The 25,643-nt window shown below is 71.9% G+C and carries 19 protein-coding genes and 1 pseudogene; 13 read left to right on the top strand and 7 right to left on the bottom strand.

Annotated elements, in window-relative coordinates; all coding sequences use genetic code 11:
• The first annotated feature begins 51 nt into the window (after nucleotides 1-51).
• Nucleotides 52-840: a hypothetical protein gene (locus ACFY6U_RS37760; RefSeq protein ID WP_390045662.1), complete on the top strand. Its 789-nt coding sequence runs from the start codon at nucleotides 52-54 to the stop codon at nucleotides 838-840.
• A gap of 181 nt (nucleotides 841-1,021) precedes the next feature.
• Here ACFY6U_RS37760 and ACFY6U_RS37755 read toward each other — a convergent pair whose 3' ends face one another.
• Nucleotides 1,022-2,365, bottom strand: a complete 1,344-nt coding sequence (locus ACFY6U_RS37755) for a tetratricopeptide repeat protein (RefSeq protein ID WP_390045660.1) — start codon at nucleotides 2,363-2,365, stop codon at nucleotides 1,022-1,024.
• Nucleotides 2,366-2,987: 622 nt separating this feature from the next.
• On the opposite strand from ACFY6U_RS37755, the gene ACFY6U_RS37750 reads away from it, so the two are divergent.
• A complete protein-coding gene (locus ACFY6U_RS37750; protein ID WP_390045658.1) occupies nucleotides 2,988-3,752 on the top strand; it encodes an NPP1 family protein in 765 nt (254 codons plus the stop codon).
• Between the two features lie 141 nt (nucleotides 3,753-3,893).
• Nucleotides 3,894-4,076 carry a hypothetical protein gene (locus ACFY6U_RS37745; RefSeq protein ID WP_390045656.1) on the top strand — a complete coding sequence of 61 codons (183 nt, stop codon included), beginning with the start codon at nucleotides 3,894-3,896 and terminating at the stop codon, nucleotides 4,074-4,076.
• A gap of 87 nt (nucleotides 4,077-4,163) precedes the next feature.
• Here ACFY6U_RS37745 and ACFY6U_RS37740 read toward each other — a convergent pair whose 3' ends face one another.
• Nucleotides 4,164-5,219, bottom strand: coding sequence for a hypothetical protein (locus tag ACFY6U_RS37740; protein ID WP_390045654.1), 1,056 nt, complete (start codon nucleotides 5,217-5,219; stop codon nucleotides 4,164-4,166).
• 261 nt (nucleotides 5,220-5,480) lie between these two features.
• Nucleotides 5,481-6,602: a PP2C family protein-serine/threonine phosphatase gene (locus ACFY6U_RS37735; protein WP_390045652.1), complete on the bottom strand. Its 1,122-nt coding sequence runs from the start codon at nucleotides 6,600-6,602 to the stop codon at nucleotides 5,481-5,483.
• A gap of 170 nt (nucleotides 6,603-6,772) precedes the next feature.
• Here ACFY6U_RS37735 and ACFY6U_RS37730 point away from each other — a divergent pair, with 170 nt between their 5' ends.
• From ACFY6U_RS37730 to ACFY6U_RS37720, 3 genes are all read left to right on the top strand, one after another.
• Nucleotides 6,773-7,213: a hypothetical protein gene (locus ACFY6U_RS37730; RefSeq protein WP_390045650.1), complete on the top strand. Its 441-nt coding sequence runs from the start codon at nucleotides 6,773-6,775 to the stop codon at nucleotides 7,211-7,213.
• Nucleotides 7,214-7,533: 320 nt separating this feature from the next.
• On the top strand, nucleotides 7,534-8,499 hold the full coding sequence (locus ACFY6U_RS37725; RefSeq protein WP_390045931.1) for a hypothetical protein: 966 nt from the start codon (nucleotides 7,534-7,536) through the stop codon (nucleotides 8,497-8,499).
• Between the two features lie 114 nt (nucleotides 8,500-8,613).
• Nucleotides 8,614-9,210, top strand: a complete 597-nt coding sequence (locus ACFY6U_RS37720; RefSeq protein ID WP_390045648.1) for an HAD family acid phosphatase — start codon at nucleotides 8,614-8,616, stop codon at nucleotides 9,208-9,210.
• Here the strand turns inward: ACFY6U_RS37720 and ACFY6U_RS37715 are convergent.
• Nucleotides 9,189-10,557 (bottom strand): annotated as a pseudogene (locus ACFY6U_RS37715) (PLP-dependent aminotransferase family protein). The gene ACFY6U_RS37720 and the pseudogene ACFY6U_RS37715 overlap by 22 nt on opposite strands.
• 76 nt (nucleotides 10,558-10,633) lie before the next feature.
• Here ACFY6U_RS37715 and ACFY6U_RS37710 point away from each other — a divergent pair.
• The 5 genes from ACFY6U_RS37710 (at nucleotide 10,634) to ACFY6U_RS37690 (ending at nucleotide 18,981) form a co-directional block, all read left to right on the top strand.
• Nucleotides 10,634-11,446 (top strand): alpha/beta fold hydrolase, encoded by an 813-nt coding sequence (locus ACFY6U_RS37710; protein WP_390045647.1) that lies wholly within the window; start codon nucleotides 10,634-10,636, stop codon nucleotides 11,444-11,446.
• Between the two features lie 306 nt (nucleotides 11,447-11,752).
• Entirely contained in the window at nucleotides 11,753-13,708 is a 1,956-nt protein-coding gene (locus tag ACFY6U_RS37705) for an FUSC family protein (protein ID WP_390045645.1), read from the top strand.
• Between the two features lie 263 nt (nucleotides 13,709-13,971).
• Nucleotides 13,972-15,474, top strand: a complete 1,503-nt coding sequence (locus ACFY6U_RS37700) for a VWA domain-containing protein (RefSeq protein WP_390045643.1) — start codon at nucleotides 13,972-13,974, stop codon at nucleotides 15,472-15,474.
• Nucleotides 15,475-15,610: 136 nt separating this feature from the next.
• Complete coding sequence (gene metG / locus ACFY6U_RS37695) at nucleotides 15,611-17,329, top strand: methionine--tRNA ligase (protein WP_390045641.1); 1,719 nt, start codon at nucleotides 15,611-15,613, stop codon at nucleotides 17,327-17,329.
• A gap of 161 nt (nucleotides 17,330-17,490) precedes the next feature.
• Nucleotides 17,491-18,981, top strand: a complete 1,491-nt coding sequence (locus ACFY6U_RS37690; RefSeq protein ID WP_390045639.1) for a polysaccharide pyruvyl transferase family protein — start codon at nucleotides 17,491-17,493, stop codon at nucleotides 18,979-18,981.
• 73 nt (nucleotides 18,982-19,054) lie between these two features.
• Here ACFY6U_RS37690 and ACFY6U_RS37685 read toward each other — a convergent pair whose 3' ends face one another.
• Nucleotides 19,055-20,407 carry a polysaccharide lyase family 1 protein gene (locus tag ACFY6U_RS37685; RefSeq protein ID WP_390045637.1) on the bottom strand — a complete coding sequence of 451 codons (1,353 nt, stop codon included), beginning with the start codon at nucleotides 20,405-20,407 and terminating at the stop codon, nucleotides 19,055-19,057.
• 189 nt (nucleotides 20,408-20,596) lie between these two features.
• Between ACFY6U_RS37685 and ACFY6U_RS37680 the strand changes: the two genes are divergently transcribed.
• Nucleotides 20,597-21,073 carry a hypothetical protein gene (locus tag ACFY6U_RS37680; RefSeq protein WP_390045635.1) on the top strand — a complete coding sequence of 159 codons (477 nt, stop codon included), beginning with the start codon at nucleotides 20,597-20,599 and terminating at the stop codon, nucleotides 21,071-21,073.
• A 127-nt stretch (nucleotides 21,074-21,200) separates the two neighbouring features.
• Nucleotides 21,201-22,610 carry an FG-GAP repeat protein gene (locus ACFY6U_RS37675; RefSeq protein ID WP_390045633.1) on the top strand — a complete coding sequence of 470 codons (1,410 nt, stop codon included), beginning with the start codon at nucleotides 21,201-21,203 and terminating at the stop codon, nucleotides 22,608-22,610.
• A 67-nt stretch (nucleotides 22,611-22,677) separates the two neighbouring features.
• Here ACFY6U_RS37675 and ACFY6U_RS37670 read toward each other — a convergent pair whose 3' ends face one another.
• Entirely contained in the window at nucleotides 22,678-23,595 is a 918-nt protein-coding gene (locus ACFY6U_RS37670; protein ID WP_390045631.1) for an intradiol ring-cleavage dioxygenase, read from the bottom strand.
• A 141-nt stretch (nucleotides 23,596-23,736) separates the two neighbouring features.
• Complete coding sequence (aspS, locus tag ACFY6U_RS37665) at nucleotides 23,737-25,500, bottom strand: aspartate--tRNA ligase (protein WP_390045629.1); 1,764 nt, start codon at nucleotides 25,498-25,500, stop codon at nucleotides 23,737-23,739.
• Nucleotides 25,501-25,643 lie beyond the last annotated feature (143 nt).

Raw genomic sequence — 25,643 nt, 5'->3', positions numbered from 1 at the left:
CCGACTGCGCGCTGCGCTGCTCCCGAGTCCTGGTCCTGGAGAGGCCCCCGCATGAAAGCCATCGCCTCCGGTCTCGCCGTCGTCGGCCTGCTCGCCGGCTCCGCCTGCACCGCCGAGCCGCCGCAGGCGTCCGCCCCGGCCGCCACTGCGACCACCGCCGAACGGCCCGCCCCGGCCAGCCCCGTCGCCTCGCCCGGCACCTCCGGTACGTCCGGCACCCCGGCGCTCACCGTCGAACAGGCGCAGGCCGCGCTGATCGACGAGGGCGACCTGGGTGTGCCGTGGACGGCGACCGACGGCACCGCCACCTGGCACGACGGCCTGCTCAAGGCAGCCACCGGCCAGGCCGACTGCCAGCGCCTCCTGGAGGGCCTGTACACCGACGAACTGCTCGGCACCCCCGCCGGCCCGCAGGCCGCCACCGCCCTCGACGACGGCGACGACGCGGCCCAGCTCCGCTACCAGGTCGACGCGAGCCGCTCCGCCGACGTCGAGCGGACCCTGGCCTGGCTGCGGACCCTGCCCCGAACCTGCGGGCAGTTCACCGCGCAGACGACCGCGGCCGGGACCGAGGCCGTCCAGATCACCGACGCCGGGCTGCCGAACGACCTCGGCGACGCGCGCCAGGGGCTCCGGATGACCCTCACCGCGCAGCCGACCGCCACCGACGCCCCGACCACCCTCACCCTCGACGTCGCCGTCGTCCGGGTCGGCGACGACGCGATCGTCCTGACCGCCGGCGCCCTCGGCACCCTCCCCGACGACACCACCGAGCAGGCCCTCGACATCGGCGCCCAGCGCCTCGCCCAGGTACGGGAGAAGGGCCGGGCCCAGGCCTAGGGCCCGGCCGGCGGGTCTCGTACGGGCCCGAGGGCTGCTTCACCGTCCTCGCCGACGTCGCGTCCGGCACCGGCGGCCACGCCACGTCCGAGCCCGGTTTCCCCCTGGGGTGCCAGGTGCCGGTGATCCCGTCCCCTCACGGGACGGGCGCGGGACGGGCGGCGCAACGGACGGGGTGGTCCTACAGGGGCGGCTGTGCCGGTGCCGGTCCCAGGGTCGTCGTGCCCGGGGCCGTACGGTGGCCGAGGCCGGTCCGGTAGGCGTCCAGAGCCGCCTCCACCCGGCCGGTGCGGCGCAGCAGGTCGCCGAGCAGACGGCACAGGTCCGCCAGGTCGCCGGCCGCGCCCGCCCGCTCCAGCAGGCTCAGCGCCCGTACGTAGTGCTCCTCCGCCGCCTCCGTGTCCCTGGCGTCCTCGGCGATGATGCCGAGCAGCCGGTGCGCGGCGGCCGAGTGGACCGCGCCGCGCTCGGAGGAGAAGTCGCCGAGCACGTCGTGGAGGAGATCGGCGGCCTCGTCCGACTTGCCCCGGCGGTGCAGGACGTCGGCCAGCTCGACCGCCGCCTGGCTGCGGTACAGAGCGGCGCGGGTCTCCGACAGCATGGCGAGAGCCTCCCGCAACTCCCCTTCCGCACGCTCCAGTTCGCCGTTCTGGGCGCAGACGTAGCCGCGCATCCAGTGGCAGTTGGCGAGTTCGGTACGGAGCTGGAGCTGGCGGTACAGCTCGGCGGCCTTGGCCAGGGAGGCGTCGGCCTCGGCGACCCGGCCCTCGGCGAGCAGGGTACGGGCGACGGACCGGTGCATCCGGGCGATCAGCGCGGGGTCGCCGGCCTGGGGGGCGAGGGCGAGGGCGAGTTCGGCGGCCTGGGCGGCGCGGGCGTGGGCGCCCATGTCCATGTACGGGCCGATGGCGGAGGCGTAGAGGAGCAGGAGGGCGTCCGGGTCGTGCAGGCCGCTGCGGTTGAGTTCGTCGAGCGTGGTCTCAAGGAGATAGACGGCGTACCGGAGTTCACCGGCGAGGTAGTGGCTGACCGCCCGGCCGCGGATCGCCGGTACCCGTACCGGGAGCGGCTCGTCGGCCGTCCACAGCTCGGCCCGTTCGAAGTACTCCCTGGCCCGCCCCAGTTCACCGGTGTCCAGGGCGCATTCGCCCATCCCGAGCAGCGCGGTGGCCTGTTCGACCGCGAGCCCGTGCGCCTCGGCCTCCGCGAAGAGGTCCGCGTACTGGGCGGCGGCGGCCTCGGCCGCGCCGGTGGCCAGGGTGCGCTGCGCCTCGGTGAGCCGTAGCCTCAGGTCGGTGGCGAGGTGGGCGGGGCGCCCGCTGGCCAGCTCCTCGAAGCCGACACCGAGCCGGCCCGCGATGTGCCGCAGCGCCTCGTCGGAGGCCCGTACCCGCCCGGCCTCCAGCGTGGAGATGTAGGCGGGCGTATAGGCCGGTTCGGCCAGTTGCCGCTGGGTCAGCCCCCGCTCGGTGCGCAGTTGCTGCACCCGCCGCCCTATGGTCTCCGGATCGTCCCGCTCCTGCATCCTGCCCTTCCCCCCAACTCCCCCAGAACCTCTTGCCGTTGAGCTCTGACTGCCCCTAGGTTAAACCGCGAATTAAACGTGCTTAACCCGCCCCTGTTGTTGCGAGGTCGCCGTGCTCGGACGCACATCCGCACGCCCCACCGCACGCCCCCGGTCCCGAGTCCGCTCGATCGGGGGGACCCCCACCGCGAGGAGTGTCGCGGCAGCGGTGATCGCCGTGGCCGCACTCATCACCGCCGCGAACGCCGGCCCGGCCCGGGCGACGGACAACGCCCCCGCTTCCCCCACCACGGCGACCGCCCGGCACACGGCCGGCCACTAGGCGCTCCGCCGGTCACGCGGATCGTCCGCCGCGCCCCTCGCGGGGCACGGTTTTGCACCCCCACCCCACGATCGCCCCCGGCGGGACCCTCCCCCTGTCCCGCCGGGGGCCTTTTGCTGTGGACGGACGTTGATCAGTTCCGCGAATTGCCGCCCCCCGTTTTACAGAAAGCCCTTCCATTGAACTCTCGACTTGCCAATCTTGGAGTCCCGACCCGGATGTCATGTCCGGGACGAAAAGACCGTACCAACGGACCGCGTCACCGCACACCAACCCCGGACCGTCGACTGGAGCCCCCCGATGTCCCGAACCCGGACCCGCCGCCTCGGCCGAGCCGCCGCCGTCGCGGGCAGCGCCGCCGCGCTCACCCTCGCCCTCCCGTTCACCGCCTCCGCCGGGGTGCTCCAGAACCTCCCGGAGAACGCGACCTCGTACGAGAAGAACTTCGAGCCGCTGTACGACTACGACACGGACAGCTGCTACCCGGCCGCCGCCATCGACCCCGACGGCAACCTCAACGGCGGCCTGAAGCCGACCGGTTCCGTCACCGGCAGCTGCCGCACCGGCCACCTCGACCACGCCAACACCTACTCGCGGACCAAGTGCAACAACGGCTGGTGCGGGACCATCTACGCCAGCTACTTCGAGAAGGACGAGGCGTCCCCCGGCATCGGCCACCGCCACGACTGGGAGTGCATCGTCGTCTGGGTCAAGCAGGGCGACTCCACCCCGTCGTACCTGTCCGCCTCCCAGCACGGCGACTTCGAGACCGAGGCGGTCGCCGACGTCCCGATGAGCGGTCAGCGCGTCCAGGTCGTCTACCACAAGGACGGTCTGAGCACCCACGACTTCCGGTTCGCCAAGTGGGGCGAGACCCCGGAGAACGACGACGGCGCCTGGCACCAGGAGAACCTGCTCACCTGGGAGAACATGGCCTCCAACCTGCGCACCGTCCTGAACGCCTCCGACTGGGGCGACGCGAACTTCCCGCTCCAGGACGCCAAGTTCGACGACCACCTCAACAAGGCCAAGCCGAGCGCCATCACGTTCGACCCGTACGCCTGAGCCGGACGACGCCCGGCGGTCTTCCTGGACGGCCGGGCAGCTGATGAGGACGGACCGACGCCGGACATCGAAGGAGCCGCCAGGCCGGCTCAGCGCTTCCTGGACGAAGAGACCGGGCCGGGCGACGCCCCCCTGGCTCTCGTGGCGGAGGAACGCGCTCACGCAGGCGGCCTGTACTACTTCGGCTGCCAGTCGGTCGCCTGCCTCCGCAGCGGAGAATTCCGGGACACGGCCGTCGGCACGGGCGGCGTATCCGTCGACGCGGAGACCGGGACGTGCCGTGCTCTGGGTGCGGTCGAGGCCGCTGGACTCGACCTCTTCTGACGTGCCGCACCACATCGAAAGCAGGTTCTGCAAGCGCTCGGCCGAGGTTTCCCAGCCGAGCGTTCTGCGTGGGCGTGGCCCCCAGCCCTAGTTCGTCTGCAACTGCCGCAGGTGCTGCTGGACGTTCTCCAGTGCGCCCTCCCGGCGGCCCGGCACCCTGAGTCTCAACTCCGCGAGGGCGGGACCGAGTTCGCGGGCCCGTGCCGTGTCCTTGATGGCGCCCCACTGGTGGTGGGCCCGGTCCACGGCCGCCTCGACGGCCGGTGCGTCGGCCGGCTGCCCCGCGGCCAGCCGGGCGTGCGCCACGGTCAGCCAGGTACGGCAGCTGCGCGCCGCGTCCCCCGCGAACATCGCGAGGTCGGCCCGTACCTCGGACCAGTGCAGTGCGTCCTCGGAGGCCGGCCCGTGCGCCCGCGCGGCCGCCTGCTCCCAGCGGGCGGCGAGCTCGTCCGCCTCGGAGTACCGCCCGTCCCGTACGGCCGCGCTGATCGCGTCGTGCGGATCCCCGCCGGCCGGGGTGTGCGTGCTGAGCAGCATGTCGGAGGCGACGTCCGCCCCGAGCCGCGCGACCACCTGCTGGTGCAGCTCCGCCATCGCCGGCCGGTGCCCGCTCCGCAGCAGGGTCGCCACGGCCTTCATGTACGACGGTGAGCCGATCCCCCGCCGGGCGGGCGGCGGCGCGATCCGCCCGTGCACGGCGTTGTTCCGCCCGCAGTCGAGCGGAACCGTGTGCAGCTGCTCCCAGGTCTCCGGATCCGCGTGCAGATCGAGCACCAGCGTCGTCGCCCCGGCCGGCCGCAGTCGCAACTCCTCGCGGACCCAGTGCCAGGGCAGGCCGGTGTACCGGACGGTGGCCGACGTGGTCCGGGCCAGCGCGAGATGCGGCAGTCGCTGCTTGCGGTCCAGGTGGAGCTGGCCCGCGACGAACACGGTGAGCGGACCGGGGGCGGCCGCGGCGGCCCGCAGCCGGGTCAGCACGGCCTGCGGCTCCAGGGGGTCGGCGAGTTCGACGACGTTGGCGGTCTCGGTGCCGGAGAGTATCGCCGGGGGCACGGCCGCGAGCACGGAGAGCACGGAGGCCGCGTCCACCATGCGCGCTTTGCCTGTCGGCGAGGCCGCGATCAGCAGCACGGTTCCGGGCATCGGGCCCTCCCCCTTTGTTCCCCGTTTTCACTTACGCCAGCACGGTAACCGCTGCGCTTGCAAAGCGGGGGGTACGGGGGAGGTTTGGGCCGGGTAAGGACCGGTACGACCACCACGGGGGCTCGCCGAGACCACCCTTCCTGCCCCTGCTCCTCTTGACGACAACACCCTCCTGGTACCGCCCGGTTGCGACGTGCAGCGCCGTCGTGGCCGGCCGCGCAGTTCCCCGCGCCCCTGACGGGGCGCTGCAGTACCGCGTCTCTAAGAGGTCGCGGTGCGGCGTACCGCGAAGATCGTGGTGTCGTCGGAGAGGCGGCCGTGGCTGTGGCGCAGGACGCCGTCGCGGATGTGGGCGACCAGGTGGGTGGGGTCGGGGGCGGGGGCCTGGGTGACTGCCTCGGGGAGGGGGAAGAACGTGCCGTCCCTGTTCCTCGCCTCTGTCACGCCGTCCGTGGTGATGAGGAGGGTTTCGCCGGGGGCGAGGGTGACGGTGAGGGTCGGTGGTGGGCCCTTCGACGCGCTCAGGTCGGCCATGCCGAGGGGGAGACCGCCGCCCGGGGGGAGGGGGCGTACCCCCGTCGGCCCCACCGCCAGCGGCGGCTCGTGGCCGAAGTTGATCAGTTCCACGACGTCCGGGGCGTCCGGCGGAAAGCCCAGCAGGACCGCCGTGGCGAAGCGGTCGCCGTCGTCCCGGCCCAGCGCCACCGTATGGCTCCGGTGCCGGATCATCCGGGTCTCCAGCCGGTCGGCCACCGTCGCCAGGTCCCGTTCGTGGTAGCCCGCCTCGCGGAACGTCCCCAGCAGCGCCGCCGCCGTCTCCACCGCCCCCAGCCCCTTGCCCTGCACGTCCCCGACCAGCACCCGCGTGCCGTGCAGCCCCGGCTGGATGTCGTAGAAGTCGCCGCCCACCCGGGCCTGGGTGTCGGCGGCCAGGTACACCGCCGCGTGCTCCAGCCCGGCCCACCCCGGCGGCAGCGGCCGCAGCACGGTGCGCCGGGTCGTCTCGGCGATGTCCCGCATGTGCAGCATCCGCCGTTCGCCGTTCCTGCGGATCACGCAGGCGAGGATGGCCAGCAGCCCCGCGAAGGCGACCAGGATGAAGTCGGGCAGGCCGGCCCGGTACTGGTGGGGCCAGGCGTTGTCCACGGCGACGTAGTCGAGGACGGAGAGCACCGCGAAGACCGCCGTCGTCCAGACCCCGCAGATCGCCGCCGCGATACCGGGGACCAGGACGATCCAGGAGACGATCCGGAACCGCTCCGTGGTGTTGAGGTCGACCGCCGTGATCCCGGCGAGCAGCAGGAGCGGCGCCACCCAGGCGATGCTCCGGCCCCTGGCCCACAGCAGCTCCTTGCGCCGCCGCTCGGCCTGGTGGTCGGTCACGAGAGTCAGGGAACCACGGGCGGGGACGCGTCGCACGTCGTGGGACGCGCCGTACGGAACGCCGTACGGAACGCCGTACGGAACGTCGTACGGGATGTACTGACCGACTTGCCAGGGGGTACCCGCAGGTGTGCTCTGGAAGGTGGGGGCGAGGAGAGAGGAGCACGCTCATGGCTCAAGCGGCACCCACGTCCGGCGGAATGCCCCGGAGCGGCCGGACGCCCGACGTGTTCAGCACACAGATGCACGCCAGGGCCCGGGTGGCCATACCGGTCGTGACCGGGCTGATCTACGGCTACTGGGCCGCGGCCAACCGGCGCATGGGCGGGCCCATCACCGGCGGGAACCTGCTGTTCGGCTTCCTGACCGCGCTCGTCTTCGCGGTGGTGCTGTTCGGCGTGCTGACCATTGCCCCACGGCTGCGGCGGGAGCTGCACGCGGTGGTGTGGACGGCGTTCATGGGCGTCGCCTTCGGCTTCCTGTACAGCCAGAGCGGCGACTCGGTCCTCCGGTGCATCGCCATGGCGCTCGCGGTCGCGGCGGTGACGTTCATCGTGATGTTCTACCGGTTCTACACGCACGAGGACGCGGCCGGACACCGCATCCGGTAGCCGGCATCCGCTGGCCGCGTACCCGGTGACAGCGCGTCACCGGTCCGCGCGTGGGCCCCGGCCCCCACGGCCGGGGCCCACGTGTTTCCCCTTTTTCCCCTCACCAGTCGCCGGGACGCCGCGGGCGCTCGGCGACGCCTCCAAACCAGGAAACACCCGTTCGGGTCAACCCTCCACCGGAGCGCGGCGCCCCAAGGGTTTCCGGGCGCCGGCACCGCCGTACCACCCGTTCGGACCGGCCCGCGCCCCGCGATCCCCCGAATGCAGTCACCCCGCTCGCCTGACCGGCCCTCAGGGGCTTGCCTGGAAGCGTGCCCTCCGTGCCCCCGGGGTCCCCCTGGCCCACGCCGCCCTCAGCAGGTCTCCGGCGTGCCCTGTCGGCCCTGCTGATCGCGCTGGGCTGCCTGCTGCTGCCGTTCGGCGCGCTCGCGGCCTGGGCGGCGTACGGGCTGGCGGACACCGGACAGTACGTCAGCACGATGGCACCGCTGGCCGACGACCCGGATGTCCGGGACGCCGTGGCGGACACCGTCGGCGACGGCATCATGCGCGAGGTGGACGTCGGCCGGCCGATGCGGGGCACGGTCGCGCCGTTCGTACGCGAGGCGGTCCGTTCCTTCACCCAGACCCGGGCGTTCCGGCTGGCCTGGGACGCCGGCAACCGGGCCACCCACGACGCGGTGCTGCGCGCGCTCCAGGACGAGCGCGAGGAGCCCGTGACCGTCGACCTCGCGCCGGTCACCGCCCAGGTCAAGGACCAGCTCACCCAGGACCATGTGCCGCTCGCGGCCCGTATCCCGGTCCAGCACACGGCCGTCGCGGTACTCCCGGCGGCCGAACTGGACCGGCTCCGGAAGGGGTTCCACGTGCTCGAGGTCGCCGGCTTCTGGCTGCCCGTCGCGGCCGTCGTCTTCGCGGTCGGCGGCATCGCGCTCGCCGTCCGCCGCCGCCGCGCCGTCACGGCCACCGCGCTGGGCACGGCCCTGGGCGGCGCCCTGCTCGGCCTCGCCCTCGTCATCGGCCGCCGGCTCACCCTGGCCGACCTGCCGCCGGATGTCTCGCACCCGGCCGCGGCCGCCGTCTACGACGCCCTGACCGCCACCCTCCGCACGGTCTCCTGGCTGCTCCTGGCCCTCGGCCTGACGGTGGCCGCGCTGGCCTGGGTCGGCGGACACCTGCGCCGGTCCAGGACGCGGGAGAGGCGGCAACCGGCCGCCGGCCCAGCCGATTCCGCGTCCCTCAGGGCCGATTCACAGGCTCCTGACCAGAACATGCCAGTCATGTAACCGGTTGCTCCTCCCGGAGTCACCCGGCGGGCGCACCGGCCGACCACCGTGGCGCAACGACGGCCACCGGCACGGAACACCGGCGGCCGACGTGAGCTGAGGAGCCCCCACCCGATGAACCGTCTCACCGCGCGCCGTGCCGCTGTTGCCGTGACGGCCGGCCTCGCCCTGTCGTTCGCCGCCGCCCTGCCCGCGCAGGCCGCCGACTCGACCGTCACCGAGGCCCAGTGGCTGTCCGACGTCGCCGCCGTCACCGGCCCCGCGCAGAGCTACATCGACGGCCGCGTCGCCGCCGACACCTCCGGCGCCAAGCCGGCGATCGTCCTCGACATCGACAACACGTCGCTGGAGACCTACTTCGAGGGCGCCGGCACCAGCACCCCCGCCACCCCGCCGGTGCTCGCCCTCGCCCAGGACGCGCACGCCAAGGGGGTGAGCGTGTTCTTCGTCAGCGCCCGCAGCAACCTGTTCAACGCGGTGACCAAGTCCAACCTGACGTCGGTCGGTTACCCGGTCGACGGCCTCTACGCGCGGACCGTCGCCCAGCTGCTGACCGAGTCCGTCGCGGACTTCAAGACCTCGCAGCGCAAGGCGATCGAGGCGAACGGCTACGACGTCGTCGCCAACATCGGCAACAACACGACGGACCTGACCGGCGGTTACGCCGACACCACCTACAAGCTGCCGGACTACGACGGCCTGCTGGACTGACCGTCCGCCGGGGGGTGCCGCGGACCGCGCGCCGCGAGGGCGGCCAGCGTCCGCAGCGCCCCCGCCAGCTCCGGCTCCGCGGCCGACGCGAGCCCGAGCCGTACCGCGTCCGGCGTCCGCTTCGGGTCGACGCGGAAGGCGGTACCGGGCGTGACGGCGATCCCGCGGGCGGCCGCGGCCGCCGTGAAACCGTCCGCCCGCCACGGCTCGGGCAGCTCCCACCAGGCGAAGTACCCGTGCGGATCGGCCCGTACGGCGAACCCGGCCAGCGCCTCGCGGACCAGCCGCTGCCGCCGTGCGGCCTGCTCCCGCTTGGCCGCCACGAGCCGCGCCACGGTCCCGTCCCCGATCCACCGCACCGCCGCCTCCAGTGCGAACGCCCCCGCGCTCCATCCGCCGGACCGCACGGCCGCCGCCACCGCGTCCACCCGGCCCTCCGGCACGACGGCGAACCCGGCGGTGAGACCGGGCGCGACCCGCTTGGAGAGTCCGTCGACGAGATGGACGAGCCGCGGCGCGAGGGCGGCGAGCGGCAGCGGCTCGGGGTCGCGGTGCAGGAACGACCAGATGCGGTCCTCCACGACCGGAAGCCCCAGGCCGTCCACCGCCCGCGCCAGTCGGAGCCGGCGCTCGGCCGGGACGGTCACCGACGTCGGGTTGTGCAGGGTCGGCTGGAGGTAGAGCGCGGACAGCGGCGCGGACCGGTGCACGGCGAGCACGGACTCGACGAGGGGCCCGTCCTCGTCGGCCCGCACCGGGACGAGCGTGACGCCGAGCCGCCCGGCGACCTCCTTGACCAGCGGATACGTCAACGGCTCCACCCCGACCCGGCCGCCCGGCCGTACCAGGGACCCCAGGGTGGGCGGCGATGGCCTGCCGGGCGTTGCCGGTGAAGACGATGCGGCCGGGGTCGGGCCACCAGTCGCCGGTGGCGAGCAGCCCGGCGGCGGCCTCCCGGGCGTGCGGGGTGCCGTCGGCGGCGGCCGGCCGCAGGGCGTCGGTGAGTGCGTCGGGCCGCAGCAGCGGAGCGAGGGCCGGGGCCAGCAGTTCCGACTGCCCCGGTACGGAGGGGTAGTTGAGCTCCAGGTTGACGCGGGCGGCACCGTCCTCGACGAGCGCCCGCCCCTGCGGCACGGCCTGCGCGGCCCGCACGAACGTCCCCCGCCCGACCTCGCCCACCACCAGCCCGCGCCGCACGAGTTCGGCGTACACCCGCCCGGCGGTCGAGGCGGCGATCCCGTGCCGCCGCGCGAACGCCCGCTGCGGAGGCAGCCGTTGCCCGGCCCGCAGCCGCCCCCGCGCGATGTCCAGCGCGATCCGGTCGGCGATCCCCCGGAAGTCGTCCACGGTCCCCCCTCTCCCATTGCACCGAGAGCAAAGATTTTATTGCACCGAGGAGCTGTGGATCCCTAGGGTCGTGCACATGCCCCCCTTCCTCGCATACGACGACAGCGGCCTGCAAAATCCGCAAAACTCGCACATCCCTCTCCTCCTCATCCACGGTCACCCCTTCGACCGCACGATGTGGCACCCCCAGGTGGCCGCCCTCGCCCCGGCCCGCCGGGTCGTCGCCCCCGACCTGCGCGGTTACGGCGCCTCCCCGGTCACCCCCGGCAGCACCCCGCTCTCCCGCTTCGCGGCGGACATCGAGGAACTCCTCGACACACTGGGCGTGCGGAGCTGCGTGCTCGCCGGCCTGTCGATGGGCGGCCAGATCGCGATGGAGTGCTACGACCGCCTCGGCCCCGCACGCGTCCGGGGCCTGGTCCTGGCCGACACCTTCCCCGACCCTGAGACCCCGGAGGGCAGAGAGGCCCGGAACGCCATGGCCGACCGCCTCCTGAGGGAGGGCATGCGCGACTACGCCGACGAGGTCCTGGAGAAGATGGTCGCCCCGGACGCCCACCCCGACGTGAAGACCCACGTCCACCGCATGATGACGGCCACGAACCCCGAGGGCGCCGCGGCAGCCCTGCGCGGCCGCGCCGAACGCCCCGACTACCGCCCCCTGCTCTCCAGGGCGACGGTCCCCGCCCTGATCGTGGTCGGCGCGGACGACGAGTACACCCCCGTCTCCGACGCCGAGGCCATGCACGCCCTCCTCCCCGACGCCACACTCCGCATCATCGACAAGGCGTCCCACATGCCCAACCTGGAACAGCCGGAGGACTTCAACCGGGCGTTGGGAGAGTTCCTGGCACGGGTCGACGAACAGTTCGCCATCCCGGACGAGTGACGCAGCGCCTCTGTCAGCCCGCCCGGCACCCAAACCCGAAAACCGCACAGCACCCCCCTCAGCCCGCCCGACACCCAAACCCGAAAACCGGACAGCACCCCCCTCAGCCCGTCCGGCGTTTGAGGACGAGGCCGTTCAGGCCGAAGCGGGGGCCCGGGGGCGGCAGCCCCCGAAACGGCGACCGGCGACCGGCGACCGACGCCCGAACCCGCACCCGCACCCGCACCCTGCGCCTGGCCGATACCGACCACCGCGCCCTCGTCGTGGACCTCACCCTCCACCGGCACAAGCACTGATAATGGGCGTATGTCCCGCGAGTTCCCCATCGGCCTGACCCCTCCCGACTGGCTGGTAAGGAACCTCCGGCCCCAGCAGGCCGCCCCCCTCAACTGGGCCGCCCTCGCCCGCGCCGCGCTCGCCATGAGCCTCCCGCTCGCCGTCGGGCTCGCGGTCGGACAGCCCGCGTACGGGGCGCTCGCCTCGATGGGCGCCCTGTCCGGGGTCATCGGCGACACCGCCGACGCCTACCGGATGCGGATCCTCAACATCGCGGTCCCGCAGCTCTTCGGCGCCGTCGGCGTCACCGTCGGCTCGCTGGTCTACGGCCAGGGCTGGCTCACGGTCGCCGTCGTCACCGGCATCGCGCTGCTCTCCGGGATGATCTCGACGATCGGCGCGGTCTCCTCCGTCTCCGGCCTCCTGCTCCTGCTCAACTCCGTCATCGGCGCGGGCCTGCCGCTGCCCGGCGCCTGGTGGCTCACCCCGGTGCTGATGACCGGCGGCGGCCTGCTCGTCCTCCTCCTCGCCCTGCTGGCCTGGCCGCTGCGCTCGGGCGTGCCGGAACGCGCGGCGGTCGCCGCCGCCTACCGCACCGTCGCCGACCTGCTGTCCGTCAGCGACGGCGACGACGACGAGGCGTACGACCACGCCCGGCACACCGTCACCCAGTCGCTGAACCAGGCGTACGACCTGATCCTGGCCCGGCGCGCCCGGTACCGCGGCCGCAGCCGCGAACTCACCCGCATGCTCGCCCAGTTGAACGCGATCACCCCGGTGGTGGAGGCCGCCCCGGCCGTCCGGCTCGCCCTCCGCGCCGGCAAGCCGCTGCCGCCCGAGGTCCCGGCGGCGGTCCTGCACATCGCCGACGCCGTCGAGACGGGCTACACCGGCCCGATAGGGCTGCACCTGCCCGAGCCCGGCAACGAGACCGGCCGCGCCGTCGACCACGCCCTGCGGCACGTGGCCGAGGTCGCCACCAGCCCCGACGTCGACCCGCGCGGCATCGACGACCGCCTGGGCCGCCCCGCCGCCCTCGGCATCCGCACCGCCCGCGCCGCCCGCAACGTCGTCCTCTCCGCCAACTCCTGGCGCTACGGCATCCGACTCGCCCTGTGCATCGGCATCGCGCAGGCCCTGGTCTCCCTCGTCCCGGTCCCGCGCTCCTACTGGGTCGCCCTCACCATCACCTTCGTCCTCAAGCCCGACTTCGGCTCGGTCTTCTCCCGGGCGCTGCTGCGCGCGCTCGGCACGGTGGCGGGCCTGGTGGTGGCGGCGACGGTGCTCACCGTCGTACCGCGCGGCTGGTGGGACGTGCCGGTGATGATGGTCCTGGCGCCTCTGGTCCCGGCCCTGACCCCCCGGGGCTACGGCTTCCAGACCGCCGCCATCACCCCGGTCATCCTGCTCCTCTCCGACAACCTGAACCACCAGGGCACGGCACTGCTCCTGCCCCGTCTCCTGGACTCCCTGATGGGGTGCGCGATCGCGCTGATCGCCGGGTACCTGCTGTGGCCGGAGAGCTGGCGCACCCGGGTCGGCGACCGGCTGGCCGACGCGGTGGCGGACACGGCGGCCTACGTCGAGCTGGCCTTCAAGGCGGACGCGGAGCCCGCCGCCCGCGCCCGGCTGCGGCGCCGCCTCTACCGCGACCTTTCCGTCGTCCGCACCGAGTTCCAGCGCGCCCTGACCGAGCCGCCGCCCACCGGCCGCCGGGCGGCCGCCTGGTGGCCCCTCGTCGTCGCGGTGGAACGCATCGTCGACGCGACGACGGCGGCCCGGGTCCGGGTACGGCACGGGGCGCCGCCCCCGGACCGGGCCGAGGTCGACCAGGTGACCCTGCAACTGCGCGAGCTGGCGGAGGGCGTCCGCCGCTCGGAGACCCTGGTCGCGATCCGCACGGACCTCACGGGCCCGCCGGACAGCGTCCTGGAACCGCTGCGCCAGGAGGTGGCGGCGGCCAGGGCGATCGCCTCTCCCCACTGAGGTTTCCGTCTCACCTGTCGGTGTCGCACGCGTCCCTGCGCCACACGGCGACGACGTGGTCGTGCACACGAACATCCGCCGAACGGCCGGGAGATGAACCGAACGGAGACGAGGGGGGACTTGAGAACAGCCTGGGACTGGACCGCCGTACGCCCGACAGGAGTCATCGACCCTCCCCAAGATCGCAACCTGGGGCCGCTAACCTTACGTGTCCGTCCTGGCCAGCGATTGACGGGTATCAACTCACGCGAAGGGTTGCGCACATGGGCATTCTCACTCTCCTGCGGAACGCATTCGGCAGGTCGCGAAAGCCGCGCCCTGCCGAGGCAGAGGGTGCGGACCAGCTCCCTTCGCAGTCGAAGCAGCGGGCACCGGAAGCACCGGCAGCGGTCCCGGAGCCCCGCGAGGCGACGACCGACGAACACGAACTGGTATCGGCCGCCTTCGACAACGTGACCGTACCGAAGCAGGCGAACCGAACGATCGAGCCGGACCTCGAGGTCCACACAGAGCCGACACCCGAGCCCGAGCCGACAGAGCCGGCGACCGAGCCCGAGGCGGCGGCAGCGCCGGTGGCCGAGGTGGCTGAAGAGGCAGCCCCGGAGCCGGCGGCCGAAGTACCCGCGGAGCCGGAAGCCGACCCGGTCGCCGAAGCTGCGGCTGAAGCTGCAGCTGAGCCGACGCCGGACCCGGAGCCCGAGACCGAGCCGGTCGCCGAGACCGAGGCAGAGCCGGTGTCGGAGCCCGAGACCGAGCCGGTCGCCGAGACCGAGGCAGAGCCGGTGTCGGAGCCCGAGCCGGCAGCCGAGACCGCTGCCGAGCCGACCCCCCAGCCGGAGCCCGAGGCCGAAGCGGCCGCGACTCCCGAGCCGGCAGCCGAGACCGCTGCCGAGCCGACCCCCCAGCCGGAGCCCGAGGCCGAAGCGGCCGCGACTCCCGAGCCGGTAGCCGAGACCGCCCCGGAACCCACCCCCGAAACGGCCCCCGAACCGGTCGAGGCGCCAGCCGAGACCGCCACCCCGGAACCCGCCGCGGCCGCCGACGGCGAGCCCGCCCCACAGGGGCCACCCGCACCCGACGACGAACCCGTCACGGGTGGTGCGGGCGGGAACACGAAGGCCGAAGGCGAAGCCGAGGCCACGCCCCCCGGCGACGCCGCAACCACCGCCCTCGCCAAGGCCAACCTCACCGGCACCCGCGCCGCCACCTACCTCGTCCTCGACCGCTCCGCGAGCATGCGCGCGTACTACAAGGACGGCTCCGCCGCGGCCCTCGCCGACCAGACCCTCGCCCTCGCCACCCGCCTCACCCCGGACGGCGAGACCCCCTCCGTCCACGTCGTCTTCTTCTCCACCGAGGTCGACGGCACCACCGACCTCACCCCCGCCTCCCCCGAGAACGCGATCGACGACGCGCACGCCGGCCTCGGCCGCATGGGCCGTACCAGCTACCACGCGGCCGTGGAAGCCGTCCTCGCCCACTACGACGCGAACGCCACCCCCGGCGCCCCCGCCCTCGTCGTCTTCCAGACCGACGGCGCCCCGGACGCGAAGACCCCGGCCACCCAGTCCCTCACGGACGCCGCGAAGTCCCACCCCTCCGTCTTCTTCTCCTTCGTCGCGTTCGGCGAGCACGAGAACAAGGCCTTCGACTACCTCCGCAAGCTGAAGACCGACAACGCGGCCTTCTTCCACGCCGGCCCGACCCCCCTGGAGCTCACGGACGCGGAGCTCTACGACGGCCTCCTGATCGACTGGCGCCCGTAGCCCCACTGGCACGGCCCCGCCCCCCGCTGCCGCCCGCTTCTCACCCAATAAAACGGGAAGCGGGCGGCATACACATGTCGGCTACGATTTCAAGGTTCGCAATAGCAGCAACAATCCGACCTGGGAGCAGCCCCCGATGGCTCGACACCTCATCACCAGCGCCCTTCCGTACATCAACGGGATCAAGCACCTGGGCAACATGGTGGGGTCCATGCTCCCGGCGGACGTGTACTCCCGGTACCTCCGCCAGCGCGGCCACGACGTCCTGTACATCTGCGCGACGGACGAGCACGGCACCCCCGCCGAGCTCGCGGCGAAGGAGCAGGGCCTCCCGGTGGACGAGTTCTGCGCCCAGGCGCACGACGCGCAGAAGGCGGTCTACGACGGATTCGCACTCGCGTTCGACTACTTCGGCCGGAGCTCCTCCCCCGAGAACCGCGAGATCACCCAGCACTTCGCCCGCCGCCTGAACGAGAACGGCTTCATCGAGGAGCGGTCGATCCGCCAGGTGTACAGCCCGGTCGACGGCCGTTTCCTCCCGGACCGCTACGTCGAGGGCACCTGCCCGCACTGCGGCTACGACAAGGCCCGCGGCGACCAGTGCGAGAACTGCACCCGCGTCCTGGACCCGACCGACCTGATCAACCCGCGCTCGGCGATCTCCGGCTCCACCGACCTGGAGATCCGCGAGACCAAGCACCTCTTCCTGCTCCAGTCCAAGCTGGAGAACGAAGTCCGCGAGTGGGTCTCGAAGCACGACAGGGACTGGCCGCAGCTGGCCTCCTCGATCGCCCACAAGTGGCTGACCGAGGGCCTGCACGACCGCGCCATCACCCGCGACCTGGACTGGGGCGTGCCCGTCCCGGCCGACACCTGGCCGGAGCTGGCGGCCGAGGGCAAGGTCTTCTACGTCTGGTTCGACGCCCCGATCGAGTACATCGGCGCGACGAAGGAGTGGGCCGACCAGGACCCGGAGAACCGTGACTGGAAGTCCTGGTGGTACGACGTGGACACCACCGTCCGCTACACGGAGTTCATGGCGAAGGACAACGTCCCCTTCCACACGGTGATGTTCCCGGCCACCGAGCTCGGCGTCCGCGAACCGTGGAAGAAGGTCGACTACGTCAAGGCCTTCAACTGGCTGACGTACTACGGCGGCAAGTTCTCCACCTCGCAGAAGCGCGGCGTCTTCACCGACCAGGCCCTCGACATCCTGCCCGCCGACTACTGGCGCTACTTCCTCATCGCCAACGCCCCCGAGTCGGACGACTCGTCCTTCACCTGGGAGCACTTCACGGCGACGGTGAACAAGGACCTGGCCGACACCCTCGGCAACTTCGTCAACCGCGTCCTGTCCTTCTCCAGGAAGCGCTTCGGCGACGACGTCCCGGCCGGCGGCACCCCCGGCGAGGCGGAGACGAAGCTCGGCGAGGAGATCGCCGCGCTCCTCGCCGAGTACGAGTCCCACATGGAGTCCCTCCAGTTCCGCAAGGCCGCCGCGGCCCTGCGCGCCCTGTGGTCGGCCGGCAACTCCTACCTGGAGGAGAAGGCCCCCTGGCTGGAGATCAAGACGGACAAGGACGGAGCGGCCCTGACCCTGCGCACGGCGATGAACCTGATCCACCTCTACGCGGTGGTCTCGGAGCCGTTCATCCCGGCGACGGCGAAGACGATGCGCGAGGCGTTCGCCCTCACCGAGGACACCGCGGCCTGGGTCACCGCCGACGAGGCGAAGGCACTGACCGCCGTCCCGGCCGGCACCCCCTTCACCGTGCCCCCGGTCCTGTTCGCGAAGCTCACGGACGAGGACCTGGAGACGTACAAGACCCGCTTCGGCGGCGAGACCGCCGCGTAGGCAAGCCGTACGCACCACCCGCGACCCACCACCGAAGGGCCGGCAGGAGGACCCCCTCCCGCCGGCCCTTCGGTGTGCGTGAGGTAAATCCCAGACAAGAGACCGATCAGTCTCTTACTTCTCCTTCACTCTGCATTTACCTCCGGGATAGTGTGCCGTTCGTGAAACGAATCCTGATCCGCTCCGGGAAGAGCCCGTTCCGTGTCGCCACTCCGGCGGAGTTCATCCACCAGGACCTGATCGGGACCAACACCGGGAACCTGATCTTCAGCGACTCGGCGCACAAGATGCTGACCACCCCGGACACCGAGGTGACGTCCAACGGCATCCGCACCGACCCCTCCGCCCGCCGCGCCGCGGAGATCAACGAGCAGTACGACGTGTTCGTCGTCCCGCTCGCCAACGCCTTCCGCCCCACCTTCCAGGCCTCCCTGGACCGGCTGACCACGCTGATCGAGCAGCTCACCATCCCGGTCGTGGTGTTCGGTGTCGGCGCCCAGGCCCCCGCGGACTACGACACCGCGTGGCTGAACCCGATGGCGGACTCGGTCCGCCGCTTCGCCCGCGCGGTCCTGGACCGCTCCGCCTCCATCGGCGTACGCGGCGAGCTGACCTCGGACTACCTCAAGGGCCTCGGCTTCCACGACGTCGACATCATCGGCTGCCCGTCGATGTTCCTGTACGGCGACACCTTCCCGGAGATCCGGGCCACGGAGCTGACCGCCGGCTCACGCATCGCCCTGAACCTCTCCCCGGACGCGATACCCGTCGGCGACATATCGGGCATCGCCCGGCACGCCTGGGAGCGCTACCCCCACCTCACCTACTACGCGCAGAACACCGTCGACGCGGAACTGCTGCTGTGGGGCGACACCTCCCCGGAGTCCGGGCACACCGACCCCTTCCCGCTCCAGCTCAGCCACGTCCTGCTCCAGGAGAACAAGGTCCGCATGCCGCTGGACCCGGCCACCTGGATCGACGAACTGCGCGGCTACGACTTCGCGTACGGCACCCGTATCCACGGCAACGTCGCCGCCCTGCTGGCCGGGACCCCGAGCGTCGTCCTCACCCACGACTCGCGCACCCTCGAACTGTGCCGCTACTTCGACATCCCGCACCGCTCGCTCACCGAACTGAGCGCCGACACCGACCCGCGTGACCTCTACGAGGACGCCGACTTCTCCGCGATGATCAAGGGGCACGGTGAGCGCTTCGAGCGCATCATCGCCTTCCTCGACCGCAACGACCTCCAGAACACCTACACCCACGGCGACGGCGGCGCCGCCTTCGACGCCCGGCTGGCCGCCCTCGACCTGCCCGCGTCGATGCCGGTCTGGGACGGCGGCGACGACGGCCAGATGCGCTACCGGTTCAGCCGGCTGCGCGAGCGGATCACCGCGGCGGACGCCAAGGCCGCCCGGCACGCCAAGGAGAACAAGGAGCTGCGCACCCGGCTGACCACCGCCGAGAAGCGCGCCACCGAGACCACCCGCCAGCTCGACGCACTCCGCAAGGAGCTGAAGGCCGCCACCAAACAGCTGTCCGCGGTGGAGCGCCGCGTCACCGGCATCGACAAACGCCTCCTGGTCCGCCTGGGCCCGGCCCTGCGCCGCCGCGTCCGCCGCTCGAAGCCCGCGACCCCGCAGAGCTGAGCCCCGGCACCAGCTCCCACCGGGGCCACGGTGATCGTGGCCCCGGTGCAGCAGACGGCGGCCGGTGCGGGGGTCAGCGCGCGGTCAGCACCCCCGCCCCCGCCGTCTTCGCCAGCTCGGCCGGCAGGTTCTTCGCGCTGCTCTCCAGGCCCGCCGTCAGGGTCGGCGTCCAGTTCACCGTCGTCTTGATCTTCTTGGAGTTCGCGGCGTTGTAGGCGGCGACGAGGTCGGTCGTCGTGCCGTTGACGAGGTTGCCGCTGCCGGCGACCGAGCCGGTGCCGTCGCCGCTGAGCAGCTTGGAGACCTTGACGGAGCCGGGCACGGTCCAGAAGTTGTTCTGGGCCACGACCTGGGCCTTGGCGCGCGAGTTGATGCTGTACTGCAGGGTGTAGCCGTTGAGCGGCGTGACGGCGTAGACGTTGTTGTAGATGTGCACCTGGCCGACGCGGGTCAGCGGGGCGCGCTGGACGACGCCCTTCCAGACGTTGTGGTGGAGGGTGACGCGCAGCTTGCCGCTCGGCTCGCTGTCGCTGCTGCCGATCAGCATCGTCTTGTCGTGGCTGGTGAACTGGTTGTGCTCGACGGTCACCAGGTCCGAGCTCTTGGTGATGTCGAGTTCGCCGTCGTGGACCTGGTACTCACGGCCGTAGTACTTCGGGTTGAGGCTGTCGAAGTGGCCCGCGTCGGTGAACGTGTTGTGGTCCGCCCACACGTGCGTGGCCCCGCGCAGCGTCACCGCGTCGTACTCGGAGTTCCAGTTGCCGCTGTCGCCGTCGGTCGGGTCCCACTGCGGGAAGCAGTCCTCGGTGTCGGAGAACGTCAGGTTGCGGACGATGACGTTGTCGACCTTCTGGATCTGGAGCATGCCGCCGGTGATGCCGGCCTTGGTGCCGGGGACGCCGACGATCGTGGTGTTGGCGGGCACCTTGAAGACGATGTTCGCGGCCTGCTTCTTCTGTGCGGCGGCGCGGGCCGACTCCTGGGCGCCGGAGGGCAGCTTGGAGCGGCCGTAGGTCGACGGGTCGAACGCCTTCAGATAGGCGCTCAGCGAGTACCCTGTGCCCGCCGCGTAGCCGGCGCAGGTCAGCTTCTTGCCGGAGTCGTCGGTGTTGGCGTCGATGGTGCCCTTGATCTTGACGATGCGGGGCGTGGTGTCGCTCGCCGAACCGAGCGCCCTCACCAGCTGGGCACGGGTGGAGACGGTGAAGGTGTGCGCGGAGTCGGCCTTCGCCCCACCGGTCGTACCGGAACCGGACGACGCCCAGCCGTCCTTGGCGGCGAGCGTCTGGTGGTACAGGTCCACGGCCGACGTGGCGTTCGCGCTCAGCACGAGCGCACCGGCACCGACCCCGGCGGCCACGACGGCTGCGGAGACGACCAGGGCACGGCGCTTACGGAGAGACCGACGGTGAGAGGCAGAGGCCACGGGGGAGTCCTTACGTACGTCCGAAGTGCTGGGGAGGGCCCGCCGGGGGGCGGGCTTCACTCCTCTGTGGTCACGGAGATCGAAAAAGTTGCCGTCACCTTCTGCCGGACCGGGCGGAAAGACGTGAATTTTTTGGAGGAGCGGCGGCCCCGTACCTGCATGCTCACAACACATCCGTATGGTTTCGCCATGGCAATCCCCGAGCTCATCCCGATCGCCTACGAGCCCCACGGCCGTACCGAGGCCATCGGTCACTACACCGGCGGCCAGTTCCTGGCGTCGGTCACCTACGCGTTCCCCGAGGGCTTCCGGCTCGACGAGGGCTGGGAGGAGCAGAAACGGCTCTACGCGGTGCTGCATCTCTTCGACGCCGAGGGCAACTACCGCGACTCGCAGATCTGGTGCGCGGGCAGCTGGGCCGAGCAGCAACTCGATCCGGACGGCACCGGTTCGGTGCTGGCGCGGGCCCGCGCACACCTGGCCGGCATGCTGCGCAGCCTCCCGCGGCGGACCTACAAGGACATCGCGATACGCCCGTTCCAACTCAGGGTGGACGGCGTGTTCTTCGGGCTGGTGGCGAAGGACGACGAGGACGGCGGGTGGGCCGAGCTCTACCCGGACCACCTGGGCTTCGGCGACCCCTGGGACGGCCGGTACGACGCCTGACCGGTATGGCCACGCCCAACTGCTGGTAAAGTCCGTGCACTTGTGCCAGGGCGGGGGAGCGAGCGGGGTGGGATGCGCGTGCGCCCCCTGCCGATGGGGCAGTCGGTGAATCCACAGGGGGTCACTCATGCGCAGATGGGGTGCGGCCGCGTTCGTGGCCGCCGCTCTGGTCGGCGGCGTCCTGCTGCCGGCCGTCCCGGCCGCCGCCGCACACGGCGCCGTGCCCGGCGACTTCAACGGCGACGGCTACCGCGACGCGGTCCTGCCCGCGCCGGGCGCGAACGTGTCCGGCAAGGAGGGCGCGGGCGCGGTCGTCGTGCTGTACGGCTCCGCCTCCGGGCTGTCGACGAGCCGCCGTAAGACCATCACCCAGAACACCGCCGGCGTGCCGGGCGTCAGCGAGGCCGGCGACGGCTTCGGGTCCGCCACCGCCACCGCCGACCTGAACCGGGACGGCTACGCCGACCTGGTGGTCGGAACGCCGTACGAGGACACCTCCAAGGGCACCGAATCCGGCGCGGTGACCGTGCTCTGGGGCAGCAGGAGCGGCCTGACGAGCGGCACGGACCTGCCGTCGCCGTACTCCTCCCCGTCGCACTACGGCGAGGACGTCGCCGCGCTCGGCCTCGGCGCCGGGTCGAAGACGCGGGTGGCGGCCGCCGGAGGGGACGGGACCGTGACCTTCGGCGGACCGTTCAGCCGGACGGGAACGTTCGGCTCCGCCGTCCACAACGACGACACGGCGTCCCCTCTCTCCGTCGCGCTCGGCGATTTCAACGGCGACGGCGTGCCCGACCCGGCCTCGTCCACCGACCGGCTCAGCGGCCTGAGCGGCGGCGAGATCTACACGACCGCCGCCTACGGCGACGCGCTCAAGGGCAACGGCCTGATCACGGCCTCCGGCGACATCAACGGCGACGGATACGCCGACCTCGTGGCCGGCGACCCGGACGAGCCGGAAAGGGCGGGCGTGGACGGGGCGACGGGCGGCCGCGTCCTCGTCTGGTACGGCTCCGCCACGGGTGTCTCGCCGGCCACGACGCCCGTGCAGATCACGCAGAACACGGCCGGCGTCCCCGGCGCGAGCGAGAAGGGCGACACCTTCGGCGCGTCGCTGGCGGTGGCCGACCTCAACCGGGACGGACTCGCGGACATCGTGATCGGATCGCCGTTCGAGAGCCTGGCCAGGAGCCGGGCGGGTCAGGTGACCGTGGTCCCCGGCCGCCGCAGCGGCGCCCTCGGCACCGGCTCCTACTCCTTCTCCCAGGACACCGCGGGCGTCCCCGGTGCCTCCGAGACCGACGATTTCTTCGGTACGACGGTCTCGGTCGGGGACATCGACAAGGACGGCAGGCCGGAGCTGTTCGTCGGCGCGGCGGGCGAGAACAACTCCACCGGGGCCGTCTGGGTCTTCCCCGGCGGCTCCACCCGGCCGACGGCCTCCGGCAGCCGCGTCATCACCGCACCCGCGGTCGGCCTCACGCAGACATCGTTCCCCACCCTGCTGGGCGGCGACGGACTGCTCCCGGTGATCTGAACGCACCGCACCCACCGAAGCGCCCGGGGCTTCGCACCTGAGCCCCGGGCGCCCGCGTAACGGATTGTCAGCCGTTGTTCGTCTCGTCCGGTTCGACGCCCAGCGTCAGATGGCCGCGGACACCCCGGGCGATGTGGTGGCGGTCGTACTTGAGGTACAGCAGGCCGCCCTCGTGCCCGTTGTCCGGGTAGATGGTGTCCTCGTCGAGGGTGGTGCGGGTGGTGGTGTTGCTCGCGTACGGCTCCACCGCGGCCGACAGGAGCACCGACTTCTCGTCGAAGAACAGCTGGCCCGTGTGGCAGGTGTGGCCGCCCTCGTACCCGGCGTCCGTCCACTCGCCGTCCACATGCACCTTGACGTGGATGTGGACGCACCGGCCCTGGTACCAGCCGGGGAAGACGGTCTTGAAGGTGACCTGCCCGTGCCGGTCGGTGTGCCAGGTGCCCCGCAGGTAGCGGGTGTCGTCGGTCGGCTCCTGGTGGCCGCCGCCACCGCCGGGCGGGGGCCCGGTGGGGGTGCCGGTGGGCGCGTCGGTCGGTGCGTCGGTCGGCGGGGTGCCGCCACCGCCGCCACCGCTGCCCATCTCCTCGTACCCCGAGTAGATGCCCGACGCGTTGCAGTGCCAGATGTCCACGGCCGCGTTCCGCAGCGGTTTGCAGGTCTCCGCGTCGATCACCCTGAGGGTGAGGTGCAGGGGGATGCCCTCCTGGTCCTCGGTGACGTCCTGGCGGAGCTTGTCGGCGTCGATGTAGTACGGGCCCTCGACGAGTTCGGAGGTCAGCGTGTAGCAGGCGCCCTCCGAGGCAGAGGCGGAGGCCGCGGCTCCGGTGCCGGTGTCCGCGGCGGTGCCGTCGGTCGCCGCGAAGGCGCTGCCGACGCCCACCGCGGTCACTGCCACACTGCCCGCCGCCAGGACCGTACGGCGGGCCAACTTCCTTCTTTCTTCAGGGGATTGATCGTCCGTGGGGGTGTGGGTGTCTGTCATGGTCAGGGACCGTAGACAAGGCTGAGCGGGCGCGAACATCGGAGAGAGCTGTGAATACGTGGTGCACAGGCGAAAGGCTCGAAACCGACGCCGGTTTCGAGCCTTTCCTTCAGCTGTGCTGGTTCTGCGTGCCTGTGTGCCTTACTTCGGCTGCGGCTTCCGGATGGAGATGTTCAGCTCGCGCAGGCGGGTCTCCTCCAGCTCCGTCGGGGCGCCCATCATCAGGTCCTGGGCGTTGCCGTTGAGCGGGAAGGCGATGGTCTCGCGGATGTTGGGCTCGTCGGCGAGGAGCATGACGATGCGGTCCACGCCCGGAGCGATGCCGCCGTGCGGCGGGGCGCCGAAGCGGAAGGCCCGGAGCATGCCGGCGAACTCGCGCTCGACGGTCTCCTCGTCGTAGCCCGCGATGCCGAAGGCCTTGAGCATGATGTCGGGCTCGTGGTTCCGGATGGCGCCGGAGGACAGCTCGACACCGTTGCAGACGATGTCGTACTGCCAGGCGAGGATGTCCAGCGGGTCCTGGTTCTCCAGGGCCTCCATCCCGCCCTGGGGCATGGAGAACGGGTTGTGCGAGAAGTCGATCTTCCCGGTCTCCTCGTCCTTCTCGAACATCGGGAAGTCGACGATCCAGCAGAACCGGAAGACGTCCTCCTCGAAGTGCCCGGAGCGCCGGGCGGCCTCGACCCGGACCGCGCCCATGATCTTGGAGACCTCGTCGAACTCGCCCGCGCCGAAGAAGACGGCGTGCCCGGCGGCCAGCTGGAGCCGCTTGGTGAGCTCGGCGACGTTGTCCTCGGTGAGGAACTTGGCGATCGGGCCGGTCAGCGAGCCGTCCTCGCCGACGCGCACCCAGGCCAGGCCCTTGGCGCCCTGCGAGACGGCGTAGTCGCCGAGCTGGTCGAAGAACTTGCGGGGCTGGTCCTGGACCGCCGGGACCGGCAGGGCGCGCACGTGCTTGCCGGCGAAGGCCTTGAACTCCGAGCCCTCGAAAATGTCGGTGATGTCGACGAGCTCCAGCTGGGCGCGGAGGTCCGGCTTGTCGGAGCCGTACTTCAGCATCGCCTCGCGGAACGGGATCCGCGGGAAGGGGGAGGTGACGTGACGGCCGTTGCCGAACTCCTCGAAGAGCTCGGTCATCAGCTGCTCGATGGGCTGGAAGACGTCCTCCTGCTCGACGAAGCTCATCTCGACGTCGAGCTGGTAGAACTCGCCCGGCGAACGGTCGGCGCGGGCGTCCTCGTCGCGGAAGCAGGGCGCGATCTGGAAGTAGCGGTCGAAGCCGGAGATCATCAGCAGCTGCTTGAACTGCTGCGGGGCCTGCGGCAGGGCGTAGAACTTGCCCGGGTGCAGGCGGGAGGGGACCACGAAGTCACGCGCGCCCTCGGGGGAGGTCGCGGTGAGGATCGGGGTGGCCATCTCGTTGAACCCGAGGGCGACCATCTTGTGGCGCATGGCGGAGATCACGGCCGTGCGCAGCATGATGTTGCGGTGCATGCGCTCGCGGCGCAGGTCCAGGAAGCGGTACTCCAGGCGCCGCTCCTCGTTGACCCCGTCCTCGGTGTTGATCGTGAACGGCAGCGGGGCGGCCGCGCCGAGCAGCTCGACCTCGCCGACCTCGACCTCGACCTCGCCGGTGGGCAGGTCCGCGTTGATGTTCTCGGTTCCACGTGAAACAACGCGGCCGTCGACGCGGACCGTGGACTCCTTGGAGAGCTTGTCCAGGGCCTCGTAGGCCGCGGTGCCGGGCCGGGCCACGAGCTGCGTGATGCCGTAGTGGTCGCGCAGATCGATGAAGAGGATGCCGCCCAGGTCGCGCCGATTGTGCAGCCAGCCGCTCAGCCGGACGTCGGTGCCGACGTCAGAGGCGCGGAGCTGGCCGCAGGTGTGGGACCTGTACCGATGCATCGTCGGATGTTCCTCTTCTTCGTGGTCTGCCGAGGTGCTCTCCTCGACCGGCACCGGGCCATGGTGCCCGGACCCACCAAGGGTACCGGCCGCCCAAAGATCGCCTCCCACCATTAATCCGGTGCAGAAACAGTGGCACTCTG

The sequence above is a fragment of the Streptomyces sp. NPDC013157 genome (genome assembly GCF_042899865.1).
GTDB lineage: Bacteria > Actinomycetota > Actinomycetes > Streptomycetales > Streptomycetaceae > Streptomyces.
This window is presented reverse-complemented; position numbering and strand designations above follow the sequence as displayed.